The following is an 18650-nucleotide window of genomic DNA, read 5'->3' on the forward strand; positions in this document are numbered from 1 at the left end:
TTTGCCGATTCCGTGACATCCGCCGGAGGCTTTAACTTCTTTTCGCTGAAAGAAGTTAAATGGATTTAACATAATCATACACAGAAAGTAGTGCTTCATCAAGTTTTGATGCTTCTTTTGCACCTGCCATCGCCATATCTGGACGACCGCCACCTTTACCACCACATGCTTCTGCTACCATTTTTACGATATTTCCTGCGTGGTAATTGCCACCAACTAAATCTTTTGTTACTCCAGCACATAGCATAACCTTTTCGCCATCGACAGCACCAAGAACGATAACAGCTTTAGGCATTTTAGCTTTCAAGTCATCCATCATTTGACGCAGTTGATTGTTGTCCTTCGCCTCAACTTTAGTAGATAGAACAGTTACATCCCCAAAAGTTTGCGCTGCGTCCACAATAGCGCCCGCTTGTGCATTCGCGATTTTTTGTGATAATGCCTCATTTTCACGTTGTAAATCTTTGTAATCAGCTTGCAATGCTTGTACTTTTGTCACAAGATCTTTTGGATTTGCTTTTAATAATGCTGCCGCTTCGTTTAATAAAGCTTCTTCCTCTTTTACTGCTTCATATGCAACTTTACCTGTCACAGCCTCGATACGACGAGTACCTGCACCGATACCACCTTCTGAAACAATTTTGAAGAAGCCAATTTCAGAAGAGCGTTTTACGTGAATACCACCGCAAAGCTCAATAGAGTAATCTCCAATTGAAACAACGCGAACGACATCGCCATATTTCTCACCGAATAGCGCCATTGCACCCATAGCTTTCGCTTCTTCGATACCTTTTTCTTCAATAACGACCTCTATATCATCCCACACTTTTTCATTTACAATACGTTCAATTTGTTGTAATTCCTCTTTTGTCACTTGTCCAAAGTGAGAGAAGTCAAAGCGTAAACGATCAGGTCCTACATATGATCCAGCTTGGCTAACATGGTCACCTAATACGTCTTTTAATGCACGTTGCATAATATGTGTTGCTGTATGGTTTTTAATAATTAAATTACGTTCATCACGGTTAACTACTGCTTTCACAGCATCTTCAACATGCATTTCCCCAGATTCTACAAGTACAGTATGAAGCGGCTGACCATTTGGAGCTTTTTGTACATCTTTTACAATAGCAGTAAAGCTATCATTAGAAATAACACCGCTATCCGCAATTTGACCACCCATTTCAGCATAGAATGGTGTTTTAGCTAAAATAACTAATGCTTCTTGCCCTTCAGATGCTACTTTTGATACTTGGCCGTTGACAATGATCGCTGCAACTTCTGTGTCTGTCGCTAATGTATCATAGCCTACAAATTCACTTGCAACCGTCAAGTTTGCTAACACTTCGTTTTGTACTTGCATAGAATCTACATCTTGACGAGCCGCACGTGCACGTTCACGTTGTTCCTCCATTGCTACTTCAAAGCCTTCATGATCTACCTTCATACCTACTTCTTCCGCATACTCTTCTGTTAATTCGATTGGGAAACCGTAAGTATCATATAAACGGAATGCATCTGCACCTGGAATATAGTCATGGCCTGCTGCTTTTTGAGCTGCTACAACTTCGTTAAAGATAGCAAGACCACCGTCTAATGTTTCATGGAAGCGAATTTCTTCATTTTTAATAACACGTTGGATAAATTCGCATTTTTCCGTTACCTCTGGGTAGAAATCATTCATAATTTCACCAACAGTTGGTACTAATTCAAACATAAATGGCTTTTCAATGCCGATTTGTTTTGCATAGCGCACTGCACGACGAAGTAAACGACGTAATACATATCCACGACCTTCATTTGAAGGAAGAGCACCATCACCAATGGCAAACGCCACTGTACGGATATGGTCCGCGATAACTTTAAATGGTGTATTAATATCTTCTTCTGAACCGAAGATTTCACTTAGCGCTACTTCACCTGGACGTTTGTATGGGCGATTTGCTAACTGCTCGATTTTTTCAATAATAGGCATGAATAAATCAGTATCAAAGTTCGTTGGAACATTTTGAACAACTGATACGATACGCTCTAGACCCATACCTGTATCAATATTTTGCTTTGGAAGTGGCGTATATGTGCCATCAGGATTATGGTTGAATTGAGAGAACACTAAGTTCCAAATTTCAAGATAGCGTTCATTTTCACCACCTGGATACATTTCTGGATCATTTTCATCTGAACCGTATTCTTCCCCACGGTCATAAAAAATTTCTGAGTTAGGACCAGATGGACCTTCACCGATATCCCAGAAGTTCCCCTCAAGTCGGATTAAACGCTCTTCAGGAATACCAATTTCGTTATGCCAAACGTCATACGCTTCTTGGTCTTCAGGATGAATAGTAATAGATAAAAGCTCTGGATCAAAGCCCATCCATTTTTTATCCGTTAAGAATTCCCAAGCGAAATGAATAGCTTCTTTTTTGAAGTAATCTCCAATCGAGAAGTTACCTAGCATTTCAAAAAACGTATGGTGTCGAGCCGTTTTACCTACGTTTTCAATATCATTTGTACGAATTGATTTTTGGGCATTTGTAATACGTGGATTGTCAGGAATGATACGACCATCGAAATATGGTTTAAGTGTTGCAACACCTGAGTTAATCCAAAGTAATGATGGGTCATTGATTGGCACAAGTGGTGCTGATGGCTCATGATGATGACCTTTTTCTTTAAAGAATTCTAAATACATGCGGCGAATTTCTACTGCTTTCATATGAAAAGTTCCTCCCAATATGTTTTGTAAAATACGAAATGAGTCCGCAAATCAATTTTGCTTCGGCGTAAGCTTTCGCGCAGATAGACATAAAAAAGCCCCCATCCCAAAAAAGGGACGAGGACTTGTGTTTGTCTCGCGGTACCACCCTAGTTGTAAGTAAAAATATACTTACCTCTTTAGCACTTGTAACGTAAGTGAACGGCAGTGATTAACTGCACTCTGGAGTAGCTTTCGGCATTTGCTATTGTGAGGATTTTTTCAGCCTAGAAATCCCTTTCTTTTACACGTACAAATACGTACTTATTCCATCATCGTTTTTTACTATTTTCTAACGAGAATTATAAAAAAAATATTTCCTTCTGTCAATTCGCACTATAATTGCTAATCATAACTAAGCTCATTAAAAATGAGTATATTCTATCCCACTATGCTACCGAGAGAAATAATTTTTTTTGTAAAAAACGAAGGTAGACAATCCTGTTAACAAGATCATAACGACAATCACTACCCAAAAAATATTTGGTGTATCTTGATATGGTATAGGCACATTCATTCCATAAATGCTGGCAATTAACATCGGCACCGATAATATGATTGTAAATGAAGCGAGTAATTTAAGAACTTGGCTTACGTTGTTTTGAATTACGTTACCATATGCATCCATAATATTATTTAAATTAGTTTGATTAATTTCCGTCACTTCATATGCTTGATCAATTTCAATAAGGACGTCGTCTAAAATACTTGCATCGTCTTCGTCTAATTTGATAGAGCTACCATGTAATATTTTTTGCATCGTAAATTTCATTTGTTTGAGAGAAGTTACCATATATATAAGACTTTCGTTTAAGTGAAGGAGTGTGTACATCTCACTATTACGATATGACTTGGCAAGTTCCTTTTCTGCTAAAGTGATCTCCCGTTCAATTGTAGCTAAAAAACGAATATATGCTCGAGCCGTTATACTTAATATATTTAAAGTGTTGCGCGTTTTCATATGTGTCTCACAAAGAGTTAATTCACCATTAAACAAATCCTTCATAAAAGGTAACTCTTCTCTACAAATCGTTATCATATGATTTTTTGTGTGTATGATACCCATTGGAATTGTCCGATACTTCACATCTTGATCAGAACTCTCGACATCTAATTGGTCGTATGGGACATGAATAACCATCAAGACCGCTCCGTTGCGCTCTTCAATTCGTGGGCGTTCTTCTATATCAAGTGAATCCGTTAAAAAATTATTTGGAACACCAAGAGCTGCCTCTACATGTTCAATTTCACTTGTTGTTGGTGCTTCAAGATGAAGCCAGCTGTTATAACCAATTTTTGATGTCTGTTCAAACTTACCTTCTGAGGTACTTTTGTTAATTAAAAGCATTTTATAACACAACCTTTCTTACGTACTATCTGAATATATTAGAAACGCAAAAATTTTGATTTGTAAAATACGTAGAAGAGACTCCCACTGATTCCTACCATTAGTCCAATAACTACTAAGAACATGAATGGCTGATCTTCATAGGGCAATGGGACGTTCATCGAGAAAACACTTCCAATTATAGTCGGAATCATTAGTACAAGCGTAAGAGTAGTCAGTATTTTCAAAACACTATTCAGATTATTATGAGTGATTGCTGCGTACGCATCCATAAGACCACTTAAACTAAGACTTCGCATTTCTGTTACTTCCGCTGCTTGTTCAATATCTACGAGCGCATTATGCAACATTTGTTGATCTTCTACGTATAGCTTTATATCCTGCCCTTTGGAAAGGTGTAAAAAGACATTGCGCATAGCTCGTAAAGATGTTGAAAAATATACTAAACTTTTATTAATATGAATCAGACCAAAAAGCTCACGATTGTTATGTGATTCTTTTAATTCTCGCTGTAATCGTCCAACCTGCGCTTTTATACGCTTGAGAAAATCGAGATACGATTGAGCAATCGCTTCAAATAGAAGTAATGTTATTCGAGTCTTCATATGCGTTTGAAATGTTCCATACTTTCCTGAAAATATGTCTCTACATAATGGATTGTCTTCTTTTGTGACAATTATTAAATGGTCCTTTACATGAATAATCCCGATTGGTATCGTACGATAAGGAATTTCCTCGTACAAACGTTCCTCATTCATCACAACAGGAGAATTAAGAATGATGACCATTGACGAATCTTCTTTTTCAATCCGAGGTCGCTCATTGATGTCTAAGGAATCACGAATAAAATCTTTCGGAACATTAAGTTTATTTGAAATTTGAGAAATTTCAGCATCTGTCGGATCCACAAGATAGAGCAACGTGTTGTGAACAATATCAGATACCTGTTGTAATTGACCTATTGAATTACTTTGATATATCGTAAGCATCTTTTTTCCTCACTTTCTCTTCTAAAATAGCCGTTTTTTATAAAATACCCAACCTGTCAACAAGCTAATGACTGCAGAGATTGACATTAGTACTGCTAATGCATATGCACCATCTTGCTTCGGTAATGGGAAATTCATCCCATAAATTGTTGCGACCATCGTCGGAAACGTCAAGATAATCGTAAATGCAGTTAAAACTTTCACTACAACACTGAGGTTAATTTCAATCGCAGCAGAATATGCATCCATCATATTACCTAAATTTTCGTTGTAAATTTTTGATGTATCAAGAGCTTGCTGCATCTCATTAAGAGTGTCTTGCATCCGTTTTTCATCTTCTTCATTCATTTCTAGTACTCTTGACAATTTCCTCATCATTACAAGATTTACTGTTAACGCCTTTATGAAATAAACAAGGCTCTTATTTATATTGAGTAAAGTATACACTTCACTGTTCTTGATCGATTTTTGTATTAATTTTTCAGATACAATAACTTTTTGATTAATATCGTCAAGGCTTCGTAAACAATAACGGGCCGAAATAAGCAACAATTGTAAAATAAAAGATACGTTTATATTGTTATTAAAATTCTTATCGAGAATTTTGCTAAATTCCTGTAAAATCGGATGATTAACGCGACAAATTATTACAATTACTTCACTTGTTTGAATAATACCGATTGGAATTGTCCTATATGGTATAGTTTCACCATTTGGCATTTTTAAGGGTACATTGACAATCAGTAATAAATCATTTCCGCTTTTTTCTATTCGTGATCGTTCATCAATATCAAGGGAGTCACTAATAAAGTCAGTTGGTACTCCAAGTCGATTAGCAACATACTGTATATCCTCTTCGGATGGTTCAGTGAGATATACACAGCTACCCTGAACGATCTTAGGCTGTTCTTCCAGTAGCCCTTCTTTGCTTCTTTTATAGATTTTAAGCATTGAATCGCCCTCCTAATCTGCTGAATTAAAACAGATTTAAGTTTTTTACTCCTACTATCTTCATCGGTCGGACTCGGACTCTCCATTTTGACCCCCTCCTTTCTAAAAATGAACTCTTTTACCCCTGCTAAAAGGATTTAATCGATATGGCATTATGCAATAAGGATCTTTTTGGAAATTAAAAAACCCTCTAGGAGTCCTAGAGGGTTTAAAAAGTGCACAAAAATAAGCAGCACAAAAAAGCACTTTCGATTCCCCCTAGTCGAGTTTTAGCACTATACACCGTAAAGAGATGAATTTATCTCTTAGCCACCTTATGAAAAGCCTTAATCCGGCAATTCCTGTTCTACCCATGGGCATCTTTCGATATTTCTGGGCAGTGGCCTATGTTTGTATAGGAGCCTCACCTAACGAGGTTTTATTTAATTTCTTCGCAATCGTAAGCCGTATTTTTTGATTTGTCAAGAGTCAAAAAATTTTTTTTAGGTTTTTTTATTACGAATTCCCGTGCGAAATAAGAAATAAACGGAGTAGAAATTTGCGGTTGTTTACGAAAAAAATTTTCTCAAACAAAACAGATAAAGAGCTTTCGTAATACTTTACTCTAATCAATTATGCCTCGGCATAATCTCGTAGCTCACATATTACCAAAAAGATTCCAGTAAACTTTGCTCCGTAACGAAAGTAGAGAGACAAAAAGCAATTGCTCCTCTCCACTCTATGTATTTTCATCGATTTTTGTATTGATCCTATTTAGATTTTTTGTTCAGCAGTTTTAAATAAAAAAACTTACGTATTCTGAAAAGGGCTTAACAACTGTTACAGAGGCTATTGATTATCGTAAATTACAAATTTATAAATTTTAAATTCGAAAAATCTCTACCCCACAATTTGATTAAGTAAAAATTGTAAGCATAAAAATATGGCTCATCAAATAGAGGATTTACAAGACCCTGGAGCGAGCCAGTAGGCGAGGGAAGGGTAAAGAGGAATTACGTCTCTGTGATACGCATTCGTAGCCAATATCATTTTGCCCCAAGTGGCTAATCGGACCCCCAGACGGAACAGAAATCCTCCCATGTTATGATGATGCACCGAAAATACACTATTTCCCTGATACCATTTTTTAAGGTTTTTTCTTTTGAACAGTTGTTGACAACCAAAATTATTCGGAGTACAATTCACTTGAAAACTATATGTCCTCGTTAGGTGAGGCTCCTATGCAAACATAGGCCACTGCCCAGAAATATCGAAAGATACCCATGGGTAGAACAGGAATTGCCGAATTAAGGCTTTTCTTAAGGTGGCTAAGAAATGATGTCATTTCTTTACGGTGTATAGTGCTAAAACTCGATTAAGGGGAAACGAACGTACTTTTTTTGTTTTTTTGTGCGCTTTTCACCCCCTCTAAATCGTTAGAGGGGGTTTTATTTTATTTGACTATAAAAGGGGGAACATGTGATGGATAGTTATTCGATATGGCATTTCATATTTTTAAATAATTCGAATATGGCAAAAGGCAGCGTTTTTGCGTTCAGTCCGCATATGTCCCTTACTTCAAAAACCCAATTATGAATTTTTTCGCAAATTGGCGTTTACCAAGATAGGTTTATTTGATGTGTACGTCGAACAAGATACATTCTAAGCAAGAAGCTCCCTTTTTTACGGGAGCTTTTTTATATTATTTTTATTTTAGTGGCATTCTATAAAAAGAACTGAAGAGGTGATTGACGATGATAATGACAGTAGAAATGATAATCAAGTTAAGCCTAGCTTTACTATTCGGATTATTGATTGGGATTGATAGACAGATTAAACAAAAACAACTTGGCATGAGACCTAGTATGGTCATCTGTATTGCCAGCTGTTTATTAACCATTGTCTCCATAGAAGCATTCGGAAAATTTGGAGGTGCCAATCATCCGAATATGGATCCGATGAGACTTGCTGCGCAGATTGTAAGTGGAGTTGGTTTCATTGGTGCTGGTGTTATTTTACGAAGAAGTAACGAGGTGATTTCTGGTCTTACTTCCGCTGCGCTAATCTGGTCAGCTTCTGCCCTTGGAATTTCTATCGGGGCGGGGTTTTATATAGAGGCAACATGTGCTGTCATCCTTTTGATAGTGGCAGTCAACATTGTGCCCTTTTTTATTAAAACATTAGGTTTATCAACACTTAACCGACAGGATATTTCATTAAAGATTATCGTGGAATCGAATTATCGTATGACAGAATTAATTAAAATGATTAAGCATAGAGGGCAAAATGGATCTTCCAAAAAATACGAGTATAAAATTCGGCATTTCAAGCTCAAAGATATTGATAACGATCACCAATTAATTGACTTAATTCTTTCGGTACCAGAAGACCAATATACGACGGAGATTTATTATTATGTCAAAAAGATTGATCACGTCCTGAGTGTCGAAATTGAGAATTTGTAATAGAAAGGAGCGTCAATAATGATTAGACTACATCAATATAAATATAAAGAAGAGTACACATACTACATGTTGCAATCTTTAAAGTCTGGAAAAAAAGATTCTTTTCGAAAGGATTTTCTAGATTTACACCCTATGGATCAAGCAACATTTTTTATAGAACTTAGTGAGGAAAGACGCTTCACAATTTATTCATTTTTAACTCCTTGTGAATTTGGAGAAATTTTTAGCGAGTTAGAACCATCTTTGCAGAAAAAATGTATTTTGGAGCTTGACCGTCCATTTGCAGTGGAGATGTTAAATGAATTACCTTCAGATGACGCTACCGATTTTTTGGGGCTACTATCATATAAAGAAGCTGATTATTATTTAGCGCAAATGGAAAAAGATGAAGCCGATGATATTAAGCAATTACTTCAATACAAAAAAGGGTCAGTGGGAGCCTTGATGACAACAGACGTAGTAATAGTTGCAAAAGATGATTTAGTAATTGATGTGTTTGAACGTCTAAAGCATAGCGAAGTAGATGCAGAAACTTTTTATTACTTATACGTTACAGATTCCAATAAACAATTGCTTGGTGTCATATCATTACGAGAGCTTATCATTTCCCCATCAGAGAGTCGAATGGGTGAAATTATGAACTCTGGAATCATTTCAGTGACTGCCAACACAAACCAATCTGAGGTCTTCCAAATCATACGCAAATATGGTCTTTTAGCAGTCCCTGTTGTAACAGAGAACTTTGAACTCCTTGGAATCGTTACTTTTGATGATGTGCTGACTAATCTATAAAGCTATTGATATTGTATATTTTTCACAGCAACTCATATCATAGAGAAGTAACTGTTTAAATTAGTTTTAAACAGTTACTTCCTCGAAACTAATTATTATTTTTTAAAAAGCTTTCTACTCTATTCACTAATTCTTCCCTATTGTAAGAATTATAAAGCGCGCTAGCTAAACGGACTGGGTCCCCAAAGAAAAAGCGCTCATACAGTGTTTGTCTTGTACCGAAGCTACTCATCGTTAAATCCCAAGCTAGGCGGAATTTTTTGACGCGCTCCTCTCCACCATCTTGAAAAGACTGTAGATAGTGCTCAAGGTCGCCGTCATCCGCAGTAAATGCTTTTTCACTTGGAATGGACATTAGTCCACTTGCGCCAAGTAGCTGGATAATTTCTGTAAAGGTCGGATACACTTTAGGGAAAACCTGAATAGCTACTTGTACTGTTGGAAGGTCAGGTCTTATAAAACCAAAAGCATCTTTTTTTGCTTCTATTTCAGACTTTAACAGTAAGGCTTTCATCGTTTCTAATGTCACGATGATATCAACTACCTTTTGCTGTACATGTTGGTATTCGCCGATATTTATCGTATTTATAATTGACTGTACAACACCTAAGACAAATTCAGTTTTGGCAATTTGTCGTGTAAGAACTTGGTGTAAACCATGTGTTTGAAAACCACTTACGTTCAAAAAGTTATTGGCAACTTCCACATTCTCATAATAAAAGACGCGTTCCCACGGTACTACAACATTATCAAATACAACGATTGCATCCATTTCCTCGTAACGACTACTTAATGGATAATCAAAAGCCGATTCTCCTCCGACAAATGATTGCCTACATAAAAACTTTAAACCTTTTGTATTACTTGGTATTGAGAAAGAATAGCCTTTTCCTTCATCAAAACCATTTGTTGATATAACAAGGAGTTCATCTGTAATTCCTCCCTGTGTCGCTAGTAATCTCGCACCTTTAATGACTAACCCCTCGCTCGTTTTATCGACAATCTTAGCTGCAATTGTAACCTCTTCATCTTCAAAATAAAATTTTTGACGGTTTACTTGTGGCTCGATAAATGTATGTGTCATAGTCAAATCATTCTCTCGAGCATACTCATAAAATTTTAACAAATGCTGAGGGAAACAATTTGGCTTATCTTTCAAATATTCTGCAACCGATGCTAGAGCCATTAATGTCGTATTCATGTAATCCGGGCTTCTCCCCATAAGGCCATTATTGGATAATGCCCACTCACGTATTGCATTACGTCTTTTCACGAGATCTTCGACTGTCACCGCTTGAAGGAAAGACATACCTACACGGTTATTACTCGTTGGTGAAACATATGTCATCTTTTCAACCAATGCCTCTTCATTTTGTAAATCAAAAAGCCTTGCCTGACTCTGCATTACTCCCTTAAATGCTGGATGCTCCGACACCTTCCCTGTGACAACTTTCCCATCAATTGAAATATATGTTTGTAAAGCGTCAATACGGTCGATATATTGCTTTCCTGTAATTACTGGCATGCAGTCACCCCTAAACGTTACAAATGTTTTTTATACTTATTTAGTATATGACATTCCCTAAAATAGGTTCCGCTTCAGCAAGCTGTATTATAGCAACCCCTCATAATTTACAAACTGTACTACTTTATAAATACAGTTAAAAACTGCCTTCATTGCACGATTTTTCAGTTATTTTAGAGAAAAACGGTTTCAATCAGCACTTTTTTAACAAGTTCATTTTTGCGACACATTCACAAAAAAGTCTCCTTCGACTAGTACAGAATTTCTAGATTTTTTATTTATGCAGGTGTAAGATAGCTTCGAAACTAAAAACGAAAACATCTTTTTTATTAAAGGAGAATATATATGAATAAACAAATCATCTCGTACGTGGCGCAAATGGAAGCTGCTTTAATGAGCAAAATGGAGGACCATAATGAAGAAAATCTTTTATTTTCTATTGCTTCAGATATGATCGCCAAAGAAAAAGATCAATTTAAAAATGTGTGCCAAGCATATGAAGTAGTTAAACATCACTTAGTTGGCATTCACTAATCAAAAAGGTCGCACAACAAAACCCGATCAATTCGAATTGATCGGGTTTTGTATTTTACTGTGCATATGGTAGGACCATTTGGTCGAATGTTGTTATTGATTACTTTTTCTGCCCCTCATACTATCCTCTTTTACTTATCTAAGTAATCATATGGCGAGATACCGTCCATTCCAATCAATGGATGGATATATGATTCCGTTTCTACCGTTAGCTTGAAATCAATGGCTTGTTTTTCATTTTGTAAATCTTCGTTTAATGGAATCGTTTCTAATTCTACAATTTCCTCTGCAATATCCATTGGATTGAGCCTTGCACGTAGAGACGTGAAGCGCTGTAAATCATCCGTACGCTGCAAACCATCAGCTAGCACATCAGGCTCACCACATAAAATTAAGAAATTTTTTGCACGCGTAATACCTGTATATAACAAATTACGACGCAACATTTTAGAATAGCCTCGTACGACCGGCATAATAACCGTTTGGAACTCAGAGCCTTGCGATTTATGAATAGAACAACAGTAGGCAAGTGTCAATTGATTGAGGTCAGTACGTTGATAAGTTACTTCAATACCGTCGAATGATACAACAAGCAAATCTTGTTTCTCAATTGTTTCCTTTGCCTTAATAATACTGATTACCTCACCCATATCACCATTAAAAACATTACTTTCTGGTTGATTGACAAGTTGTAAGACTTTATCCTTTATACGATATGTGACATCCCCAAAGACGAGCTCTTTTCTAGTACCAGTATCGTTTGGATTAATAAGCTCCTGGATCATTTTATTTAAATTATCTATTCCTGCTGGACCTTTGTACATTGGTGCTAGCACTTGGATATTTCGAATTTCTTGCCCTTTCGTAACCGCACTTTTCACAACCTGTGTGACAACGTTTGCTACTTGATCTGATGAGGCTTTAATAAATGAACGATCAGACGTTTTTAACGTTAAGTCATTTGTGATATTACCACGTTTAATTTGGTGAGCAAGTTCAATAATAGTTGAGCCCTCTGCTTGTCGATAAACCTCTGTTAATTCCACAGTAGGTATTTGCCCGGAAGCCAACAAATCCTTTAACACCTGTCCTGGTCCTACTGGCGGAAGTTGATCTTGATCGCCAACAAATACAACTTGTACATCCTCATGCAAGGATTTTAATAATTGATGTGCGAGCCAAGTATCGACCATCGACATTTCGTCTACAATAATGAGTTTTCCTGTAACTTCACGCTCAGTTTCTTCCTCTTTTTCCTGACCAGTAAAACCTAGCAATCGATGAATTGTCATTGCGGGAAGCTCTGTTGATTCCGATAAACGCTTGGCCGCACGTCCTGTTGGAGCACATAAAATAATCGGAAATGGCTCTTCTTTTTGTGCATATTCCTTCGGGTTTAATGATAGTCCGTGTAGCTTTGCATACACTTCTACTACACCCCGAACAACAGTTGTTTTACCTGTACCAGGTCCACCAGTTAAAATCATAACGGCTGAGTTTAGCGCTTGTTGAATAGCATTCGCTTGTGTTTCAGCATATGTGACATTGAGCAGCTCTTCTGTTTCACCTATCGCTTTACGTATTTCGTCCTTACTAAAATGTTCAGCTTTCTTGTTACGTTCGATTAAACCTACTATTTTTGATGCAATTCCTACTTCTGAGAAATATAGAGATGGCAAATAGAGTCTCGTTTCTTCCCCGCAAATCTTACTTTCCTCTCGCAATTCGATGCAAGCTTTAGAAATAATTTCAAAGGGAATTTCCTCTCGTTGGCTTTGCTCAAGCATATCTTTTACAAGTGGTAAAACATTTTCTGCATCTAAATACACATGCCCATCCGATAATGCTGCAGTATTGAGAGTATGTAGAATCGCCGCCTTAATACGGTCTGAATGATTGCCGGTAATACCCAATTTAGAACCTAGTTCATCCGCACGAAAGAAACCTACACCTTCTACATCTTCAATTAGGCGATATGGATTTTCAGTTAATAATTCAATTGCCTCTGTGCGATATGTTTGGTAAATTTTCATGCCGAGCTGTGGTCCGAAACCCCATTCATTAAGTTGAATCATCACACGTTCTAAGCCTAGATTTTGTTCAATCGTACGATGGATAACCTCTTTTTTTTCAGCAGATAAACGAGGTACAGCATCAAGCGCATTTGGGTCCTCTAAAATAAGACGTAACGCATTTGCGCCTAGTTTCTCTACGATTGTTTCAGCGGTTTTTCTTCCGATTCCAACAAACAAATCACTCGATAAGTAATGAATAATTCCTTGCTCTGTTGCTGGCACTTCCTTTGTAAATGTCTCAATTTGAAATTGCACACCATATTTTGGATGTTGTTTCAATAACCCTGTAAAACGATATTGTTCATCCATTTGTAGCGGCGGAAAATATCCAACAACTATTATTTCTTTATCTTCATACTGTAAGTTGGTCTCTTGAATTTTCACACGAACTATCGAATACATATTTTGCGCATTATGGAAGATAGAGACGATTGGACGTCCGAGTATAAAAAATTTATTTAGTTCAAATAAATCAAGATTATCTGCCATTTTCGGTCGTCCTTTCCCGTTCATTTCAATCATTATATTTTACCACACCGTAACTTGAAAAATCGTTTAAAAAGAGAATTCACTAAATTTTTGTAGCTGCCGTATCACTTTTGCTACGAAAACACTGAAAGAATATTTCGATAACTGATAATTCACAGTTATTATCAACCTTTCCATGCTATGATATAGGTGAATTTATTGTACGGAAGGATTGTGAAGCTAATGGAATTTAGACCTTGCATCGATTTACACGATGGCAAAGTAAAACAAATTGTTGGCAGCACACTAGGTCATAACGATCAAGAAGTTATCGAGAACTATATTTCAAATCATGACTCTAGTTATTATGCAAAAATGTTTGCCAAGGATCAATTAACAGGTGGTCACGTCATTATGCTAGGTGATGGAAACGAAGAGGCCGCATTAGCAGCATTAGCAGCATATCCTCAAGGGTTGCAGGTAGGAGGCGGCATCACCTCAGAAAATGCAAAAAAATATATTGATGCAGGAGCTACTCATGTTATTGTTACATCATTTATTTTCTATGATGGTAAGCTCCATTTAGATCGTCTCAAACAATTAGTACAGAATATTGGTAAAGAGCATCTTGTCATTGATTTAAGCTGCCGTATGCGCGATGGAAAATGGTTTGTTGTTACTGATAAATGGACAAAGTTTAGTGATTTTGAAGTAAATGCTGAGTCTATTGTATTTATCGAAAATTTCTGTGATGAGCTACTTATTCACGCTGTTGATGTGGAAGGAAAAAAAGGTGGTATACAGGAAAGCCTAGTGCATGATTTAGCCTCTTGGACAACGATTCCAACAACATATGCTGGTGGCGTTCGATCTTTAGACGACTTAAAGAAATTTAAAAATATCGCAAATGGTAGACTTCACGTTACAATCGGTAGCGCTCTTTCAATTTTTGGTGGAGATTTGCATTATTCAGACGTAGTGGATTATTGCAAACAAGGCGGGGTATTGTGAAGTCACTTTATAATATGGATTATATTTTTCCTTTTTATGAAACTAAATGCTGAAATTATCGTTTGATTTACTATAGGGACTAAACTCCCCTTTTTTTATTTGAACTAGATGAAACAATAACGCTATAAGATTCAGAGCACTTATTTCTATATAGTAGCTAGTTTTGAAAAGCTACTATTAGTTGTGTGCACATTTATTAATAGAAAGGATTTAATGAAGTATGAAAAATGAACTTGAAGCAACTACTATACAAACTTTACAAACAGAATTAACACGCTTCTTCTTAGCCTATAAATTTGCCTTGCAGGAAATTGAAACGAAAATAAATATTTTACAAGAAGAGTTTAAACTGATTCATGAATATAACCCGATAGAGCATTTATCAACTCGAGTAAAATCACCGAAAAGTATATTATTGAAGGTCAAGAAAAGGAACCTTAAGCCATCTATTGAAGCAATTCGTGAAAACATTCGTGATATCGCAGGCGTCCGAATTACATGCTCCTTTGTAGAAGATATATATAAAGTGAGTGCAATGTTACAGGCACAAAATGATATTGAAGTTGTGGAGGTAAAGGATTATATTGCATCCCCAAAGGGAAATGGCTATCAAAGCTTGCATCTTATAATAAAAATCCCCATTTTTATGTCTGATCGTATGGAGAAGGTATATGCCGAAATTCAAATTCGAACAATTGCAATGGACTTCTGGGCTAGCCTTGAACATAAAATCTATTACAAATACAACAAGGAAGTACCTGAACATATCCGTTTTGAATTGAAGGAGGCAGCCATTCAAGTAGCTGAACTCGATCGAAAAATGGAACGACTAAATGAAGAAATCAATATTTTAAAAGCGAACGAAGCAGAATCATCATTTTTAGAAACTACTCCAATTGCACATTTAGCACAATATATCTATCAACTACCATTTGATGATCCTTCCGAGGATGATGAAGATTAAAATAAATAAGGATGCTGAACTAGTTTCGGCATCCTTTTAGTTTGTTGAAATCCTATTACGTAAATGAATAGTATTACTCTTCGGCACAACGAGGGGTTGATTTCCGTTCCGGCTGGGCGCTTTGTAGCTGACGCTTTGCTTTCGCTACAGAAAACATTTGTTGTTGCTGTCGCTACGCTTTCGCACAGAGCAAAGCTTCCTGGGGGCGTCCGATGAGCCGCTTCGCTCCAGGGTCTCGGGCCAGCAGATGTCTTTTGCGCGAAAGCGTAGTGCTAACGAAGCGTCAGCAAAGTGTTTTTGTCTGTGCGAAAGCGTAGTGCAACGTAGCGACAGCAACAGCACGATGTTGGTCACGAAGGCGTTATCACAGGATGTGATGGTTTTAGTCTTCGTTCCTCTATTGCTGATCCCCAAGGAGTCGCCCAGCCGGAACGAAGATCAACCAATTCACCTAGCATGTATTATTTAGCATAGGATGTTATTTATAATAATACTACTTTTGCTTAGGAGTTGTTGATTTTTCACGGAGAGTGGCGACTCCTGCGGGATGAGCTTGCGCTGAAAGCCCTGCAGGAACGTAGTGACGAGGAGAATCAATTATGCCTCGGCATAATTGCGTCCGGAATCGGCTTTGTGCATGCACAAAGAACTCCTTTCCGATTCCGTGACATCCGCCGGAGGCTGTAACTTCTTCCAGCAGGTTATCCAAACACCTGTTGAAAGAAGTTACAGCCAAGCCCGCGGAAAGCGCCAACTCGGAGTGAAAATCAACCTTTGCTTATTGATACACTTTAATATATGTTCCCTTGTAGACAATTTGAAAGGATGCCAATGTAATTTTGGCATCCTTTCAGTATTTTTGAGAGCTTTTAAATTATATTAGTTAAATCGCTGTGCAATCATATCGTAAAGATAACGTGCTTGGTCGTATTCTGGCTGTAATGTAAATGCTTGTTTTAGGTGGTACATAGCGTTTTCTGTTTGCTCAGTAGATACCGCATATAATACACCTAAATTATAATGTGCATCTGCGTTATTCCAATCCTGTTCAATCAAATAATCTAATTCCCTTTTACCTTCTTCAAACATTTCTAATGCACATAGCACGATCGCATATGCTAGACGAATTTGTGTATCTTCTGGTGCAAGCTCTGAAGCTCGTTGTAAGTATGGCAGTGCAAGCTTCGAATTTTCCATTCGTTCAAAGCATTTGCCCATCATATAATACACATCTGCGCCTTCAATTTTATGTTTTAGTGCTTGCTCATAAAGCTTTACTGCTTCCGCATATCGTTCCGCATTATAATATAAATTTGCTAAACCATAATAAGCAGTTGCTGCTGTTTCATCGACAGTGATTGCTTTTTGAAAAAAGCGTTCTGCTCGTTCAGTATCCTCTAAGACTGCTAAGAGATTTCCGAAATTCACATAACCTATTGGGTTTTCAGGCTCTTCTTCAATCGCTTGTGTAAAAAGTTGTGCAGCATCCTCGTAGCGCTTTTCTTGAAACGCCTGAATGCCTTGCTCGTTAAAATCCATTGTTTTTCTTCACCTCTATGTAGCGAAAGACTGCCTAAATTCTATACGCTTTAGGAAAGAGTATAAGCAGTCTTTGCGCAAATTAACCTACATATGTTAGTTTTTCATTATTTTTAAAGACTTCGTCGATTGTACCGCCACCTACACATTCTTCACCGTCATATAGTACAACAGCTTGTCCAGGTGTAATCGCACGTACTGGCTCAGCAAACGTAATATGTGTACGTCCATCCGCTAAAATTTCCACTTCTACTGGTGTATCTGTTTGACGATAACGGAATTTTGCTGTGCATGAAAATTTCCCGGGCAATTTTTTTGTCGAAGTATAGTTCATTTTCACAGCAGTCAGTGAAGTTGAAAATAACGAATCATTATTGAAACCTTGTCCAACTAGTAACACATTGCGCTCCAAATCTTTCCCTAACACGAACCAAGGCTCCCCGTCACCACCAATTCCAAGACCATGACGTTGACCGAGTGTATAGTACATTAATCCGTCATGTTGGCCCATTACGACACCATCCATCGTCTCCATCTTACCTGGTTGAGCTGGTAAATATTGACTTAAAAATTCTTTGAAATTACGCTCTCCAATAAAGCAAATTCCTGTTGAATCTTTTTTCTTCGCTGTCGCTAACCCAGCTTCCTCCGCAATTTTACGGACTTCCTTTTTCTCAATATGTCCAATTGGGAACATTACATGCGACAATTGTTCCTGAGATAATTGGTTTAAGAAATACGTTTGATCTTTATTATTGTCTATGCCTCGAAGCATTTGAACTTCGCCATCGCCACTACGATCAACTCGAGCATAGTGACCCGTCGCTAAATAATCAGCTCCAAGATCCATCGCATGCTCTAAAAACGCTTTAAATTTAATTTCCTTATTACACATAACATCAGGATTTGGCGTGCGCCCTGCTTTATATTCTTCTAAAAAGTAGGTGAAAACCTTATCCCAATATTGCTTTTCAAAATTCACTGCATAGTACGGAATCCCGATTTGATTACATACTTTAATAACATCATCATAGTCTTCTGTAGCTGTACAAACGCCATTTTCGTCTGTATCATCCCAGTTTTTCATAAATATCCCGATTACTTCATATCCTTGTTGTTTTAGTAAATATGCAGCAACCGAAGAATCTACCCCACCTGACATGCCGACAACAACACGAATTTGTGAGGGGTCACGTGTTTCTTTCATTATGGTCACCTTTTCTTTTATCAAAATTCCATTACATGTACAATTTTT

Annotated in this window: 14 protein-coding genes, 2 riboswitches and 1 other annotated feature; of the genes, 6 read left to right on the forward strand and 8 right to left on the reverse strand. The window is 37.2% G+C overall.

Features of this window, described 5'->3' with window-relative positions; all coding sequences use genetic code 11:
• Positions 1-55 precede the first annotated feature (55 nt).
• From alaS to ACFCYJ_RS10115, 4 genes are all read right to left on the reverse strand, one after another.
• Positions 56-2716: an alanine--tRNA ligase gene (alaS, locus tag ACFCYJ_RS10100; protein ID WP_376073784.1), complete on the reverse strand. Its 2661-nt coding sequence runs from the start codon at positions 2714-2716 to the stop codon at positions 56-58.
• A 110-nt stretch (positions 2717-2826) separates the two neighbouring features.
• Positions 2827-3040 (reverse strand) — a binding site (T-box leader).
• Between the two features lie 109 nt (positions 3041-3149).
• The gene (locus ACFCYJ_RS10105; RefSeq protein ID WP_376073786.1) at positions 3150-4103 is read right to left on the reverse strand and encodes a magnesium transporter CorA family protein; all 954 of its coding nucleotides are present in this window, start codon (positions 4101-4103) and stop codon (positions 3150-3152) included.
• Between the two features lie 38 nt (positions 4104-4141).
• Positions 4142-5092: a magnesium transporter CorA family protein gene (locus ACFCYJ_RS10110; protein ID WP_376073787.1), complete on the reverse strand. Its 951-nt coding sequence runs from the start codon at positions 5090-5092 to the stop codon at positions 4142-4144.
• 21 nt (positions 5093-5113) lie between these two features.
• A complete protein-coding gene (locus ACFCYJ_RS10115) occupies positions 5114-6043 on the reverse strand; it encodes a magnesium transporter CorA family protein (RefSeq protein ID WP_376073789.1) in 930 nt (309 codons plus the stop codon).
• Positions 6044-6290: 247 nt separating this feature from the next.
• A riboswitch (M-box (ykoK) riboswitch) is annotated at positions 6291-6465 on the reverse strand.
• A 772-nt stretch (positions 6466-7237) separates the two neighbouring features.
• A riboswitch (M-box (ykoK) riboswitch) is annotated at positions 7238-7411 on the forward strand.
• 371 nt (positions 7412-7782) lie between these two features.
• Here ACFCYJ_RS10115 and ACFCYJ_RS10120 point away from each other — a divergent pair.
• Both ACFCYJ_RS10120 and ACFCYJ_RS10125 read left to right on the forward strand, forming a co-directional pair.
• Positions 7783-8487, forward strand: a complete 705-nt coding sequence (locus tag ACFCYJ_RS10120; protein WP_370042174.1) for an MgtC/SapB family protein — start codon at positions 7783-7785, stop codon at positions 8485-8487.
• 18 nt (positions 8488-8505) lie between these two features.
• A complete protein-coding gene (locus ACFCYJ_RS10125; RefSeq protein WP_376073790.1) occupies positions 8506-9279 on the forward strand; it encodes a magnesium transporter in 774 nt (257 codons plus the stop codon).
• A gap of 88 nt (positions 9280-9367) precedes the next feature.
• On the opposite strand, the gene hpaB is transcribed toward ACFCYJ_RS10125, so the two are convergent.
• Positions 9368-10804, reverse strand: coding sequence for a 4-hydroxyphenylacetate 3-monooxygenase, oxygenase component (gene hpaB, locus ACFCYJ_RS10130; RefSeq protein ID WP_376073791.1), 1437 nt, complete (start codon positions 10802-10804; stop codon positions 9368-9370).
• Between the two features lie 345 nt (positions 10805-11149).
• Between hpaB and ACFCYJ_RS10135 the strand changes: the two genes are divergently transcribed.
• Entirely contained in the window at positions 11150-11338 is a 189-nt protein-coding gene (locus tag ACFCYJ_RS10135) for a hypothetical protein (RefSeq protein ID WP_376073792.1), read from the forward strand.
• A gap of 131 nt (positions 11339-11469) precedes the next feature.
• Here ACFCYJ_RS10135 and recD2 read toward each other — a convergent pair whose 3' ends face one another.
• Positions 11470-13902, reverse strand: coding sequence for an SF1B family DNA helicase RecD2 (recD2, locus tag ACFCYJ_RS10140; protein ID WP_376073794.1), 2433 nt, complete (start codon positions 13900-13902; stop codon positions 11470-11472).
• Positions 13903-14124: 222 nt separating this feature from the next.
• Here recD2 and hisA point away from each other — a divergent pair, with 222 nt between their 5' ends.
• From hisA to ACFCYJ_RS10155, 3 genes are all read left to right on the forward strand, one after another.
• On the forward strand, positions 14125-14892 hold the full coding sequence (hisA, locus tag ACFCYJ_RS10145) for a phosphoribosylformimino-5-aminoimidazole carboxamide ribotide isomerase (protein ID WP_376073796.1): 768 nt from the start codon (positions 14125-14127) through the stop codon (positions 14890-14892).
• A gap of 220 nt (positions 14893-15112) precedes the next feature.
• Complete coding sequence (locus tag ACFCYJ_RS10150) at positions 15113-15856, forward strand: GTP pyrophosphokinase (protein ID WP_376073797.1); 744 nt, start codon at positions 15113-15115, stop codon at positions 15854-15856.
• A gap of 247 nt (positions 15857-16103) precedes the next feature.
• Positions 16104-16325, forward strand: coding sequence for a hypothetical protein (locus ACFCYJ_RS10155; RefSeq protein ID WP_376073798.1), 222 nt, complete (start codon positions 16104-16106; stop codon positions 16323-16325).
• Between the two features lie 410 nt (positions 16326-16735).
• Here the strand turns inward: ACFCYJ_RS10155 and ACFCYJ_RS10160 are convergent, their stop codons facing one another.
• Together ACFCYJ_RS10160 and mnmA are read right to left on the reverse strand one after the other, a co-directional pair.
• Entirely contained in the window at positions 16736-17395 is a 660-nt protein-coding gene (locus tag ACFCYJ_RS10160; protein WP_376073800.1) for a tetratricopeptide repeat protein, read from the reverse strand.
• An 82-nt stretch (positions 17396-17477) separates the two neighbouring features.
• Entirely contained in the window at positions 17478-18602 is a 1125-nt protein-coding gene (mnmA, locus tag ACFCYJ_RS10165) for a tRNA 2-thiouridine(34) synthase MnmA (protein ID WP_376073802.1), read from the reverse strand.
• Positions 18603-18650: the final 48 nt, after the last annotated feature.

The sequence above is a fragment of the Lysinibacillus sp. NPDC056232 genome (assembly GCF_042267565.1).
Classification (GTDB): domain Bacteria; phylum Bacillota; class Bacilli; order Bacillales_A; family Planococcaceae; genus Lysinibacillus.

Excerpts from the sequence above, each read along its gene's own strand:
- alaS (WP_376073784.1), bottom strand. The coding sequence starts at position 2,716 with ATGAAAGCAGTAGAAATTCGCCGCATGTATTTAGAATTCTTTAAAGAA.
- ACFCYJ_RS10105 (WP_376073786.1), bottom strand. The coding sequence starts at position 4,103 with ATGCTTTTAATTAACAAAAGTACCTCAGAAGGTAAGTTTGAACAGACA.
- ACFCYJ_RS10110 (WP_376073787.1), bottom strand. The coding sequence starts at position 5,092 with ATGCTTACGATATATCAAAGTAATTCAATAGGTCAATTACAACAGGTA.
- ACFCYJ_RS10115 (WP_376073789.1), bottom strand. The coding sequence starts at position 6,043 with ATGCTTAAAATCTATAAAAGAAGCAAAGAAGGGCTACTGGAAGAACAG.
- ACFCYJ_RS10120 (WP_370042174.1), top strand. The coding sequence starts at position 7,783 with ATGACAGTAGAAATGATAATCAAGTTAAGCCTAGCTTTACTATTCGGA.
- ACFCYJ_RS10125 (WP_376073790.1), top strand. The coding sequence starts at position 8,506 with ATGATTAGACTACATCAATATAAATATAAAGAAGAGTACACATACTAC.
- hpaB (WP_376073791.1), bottom strand. The coding sequence starts at position 10,804 with ATGCCAGTAATTACAGGAAAGCAATATATCGACCGTATTGACGCTTTA.
- ACFCYJ_RS10135 (WP_376073792.1), top strand. The coding sequence starts at position 11,150 with ATGAATAAACAAATCATCTCGTACGTGGCGCAAATGGAAGCTGCTTTA.
- recD2 (WP_376073794.1), bottom strand. The coding sequence starts at position 13,902 with ATGGCAGATAATCTTGATTTATTTGAACTAAATAAATTTTTTATACTC.
- hisA (WP_376073796.1), top strand. The coding sequence starts at position 14,125 with ATGGAATTTAGACCTTGCATCGATTTACACGATGGCAAAGTAAAACAA.
- ACFCYJ_RS10150 (WP_376073797.1), top strand. The coding sequence starts at position 15,113 with ATGAAAAATGAACTTGAAGCAACTACTATACAAACTTTACAAACAGAA.
- ACFCYJ_RS10155 (WP_376073798.1), top strand. The coding sequence starts at position 16,104 with ATGTCTTTTGCGCGAAAGCGTAGTGCTAACGAAGCGTCAGCAAAGTGT.
- ACFCYJ_RS10160 (WP_376073800.1), bottom strand. The coding sequence starts at position 17,395 with ATGGATTTTAACGAGCAAGGCATTCAGGCGTTTCAAGAAAAGCGCTAC.
- mnmA (WP_376073802.1), bottom strand. The coding sequence starts at position 18,602 with ATGAAAGAAACACGTGACCCCTCACAAATTCGTGTTGTTGTCGGCATG.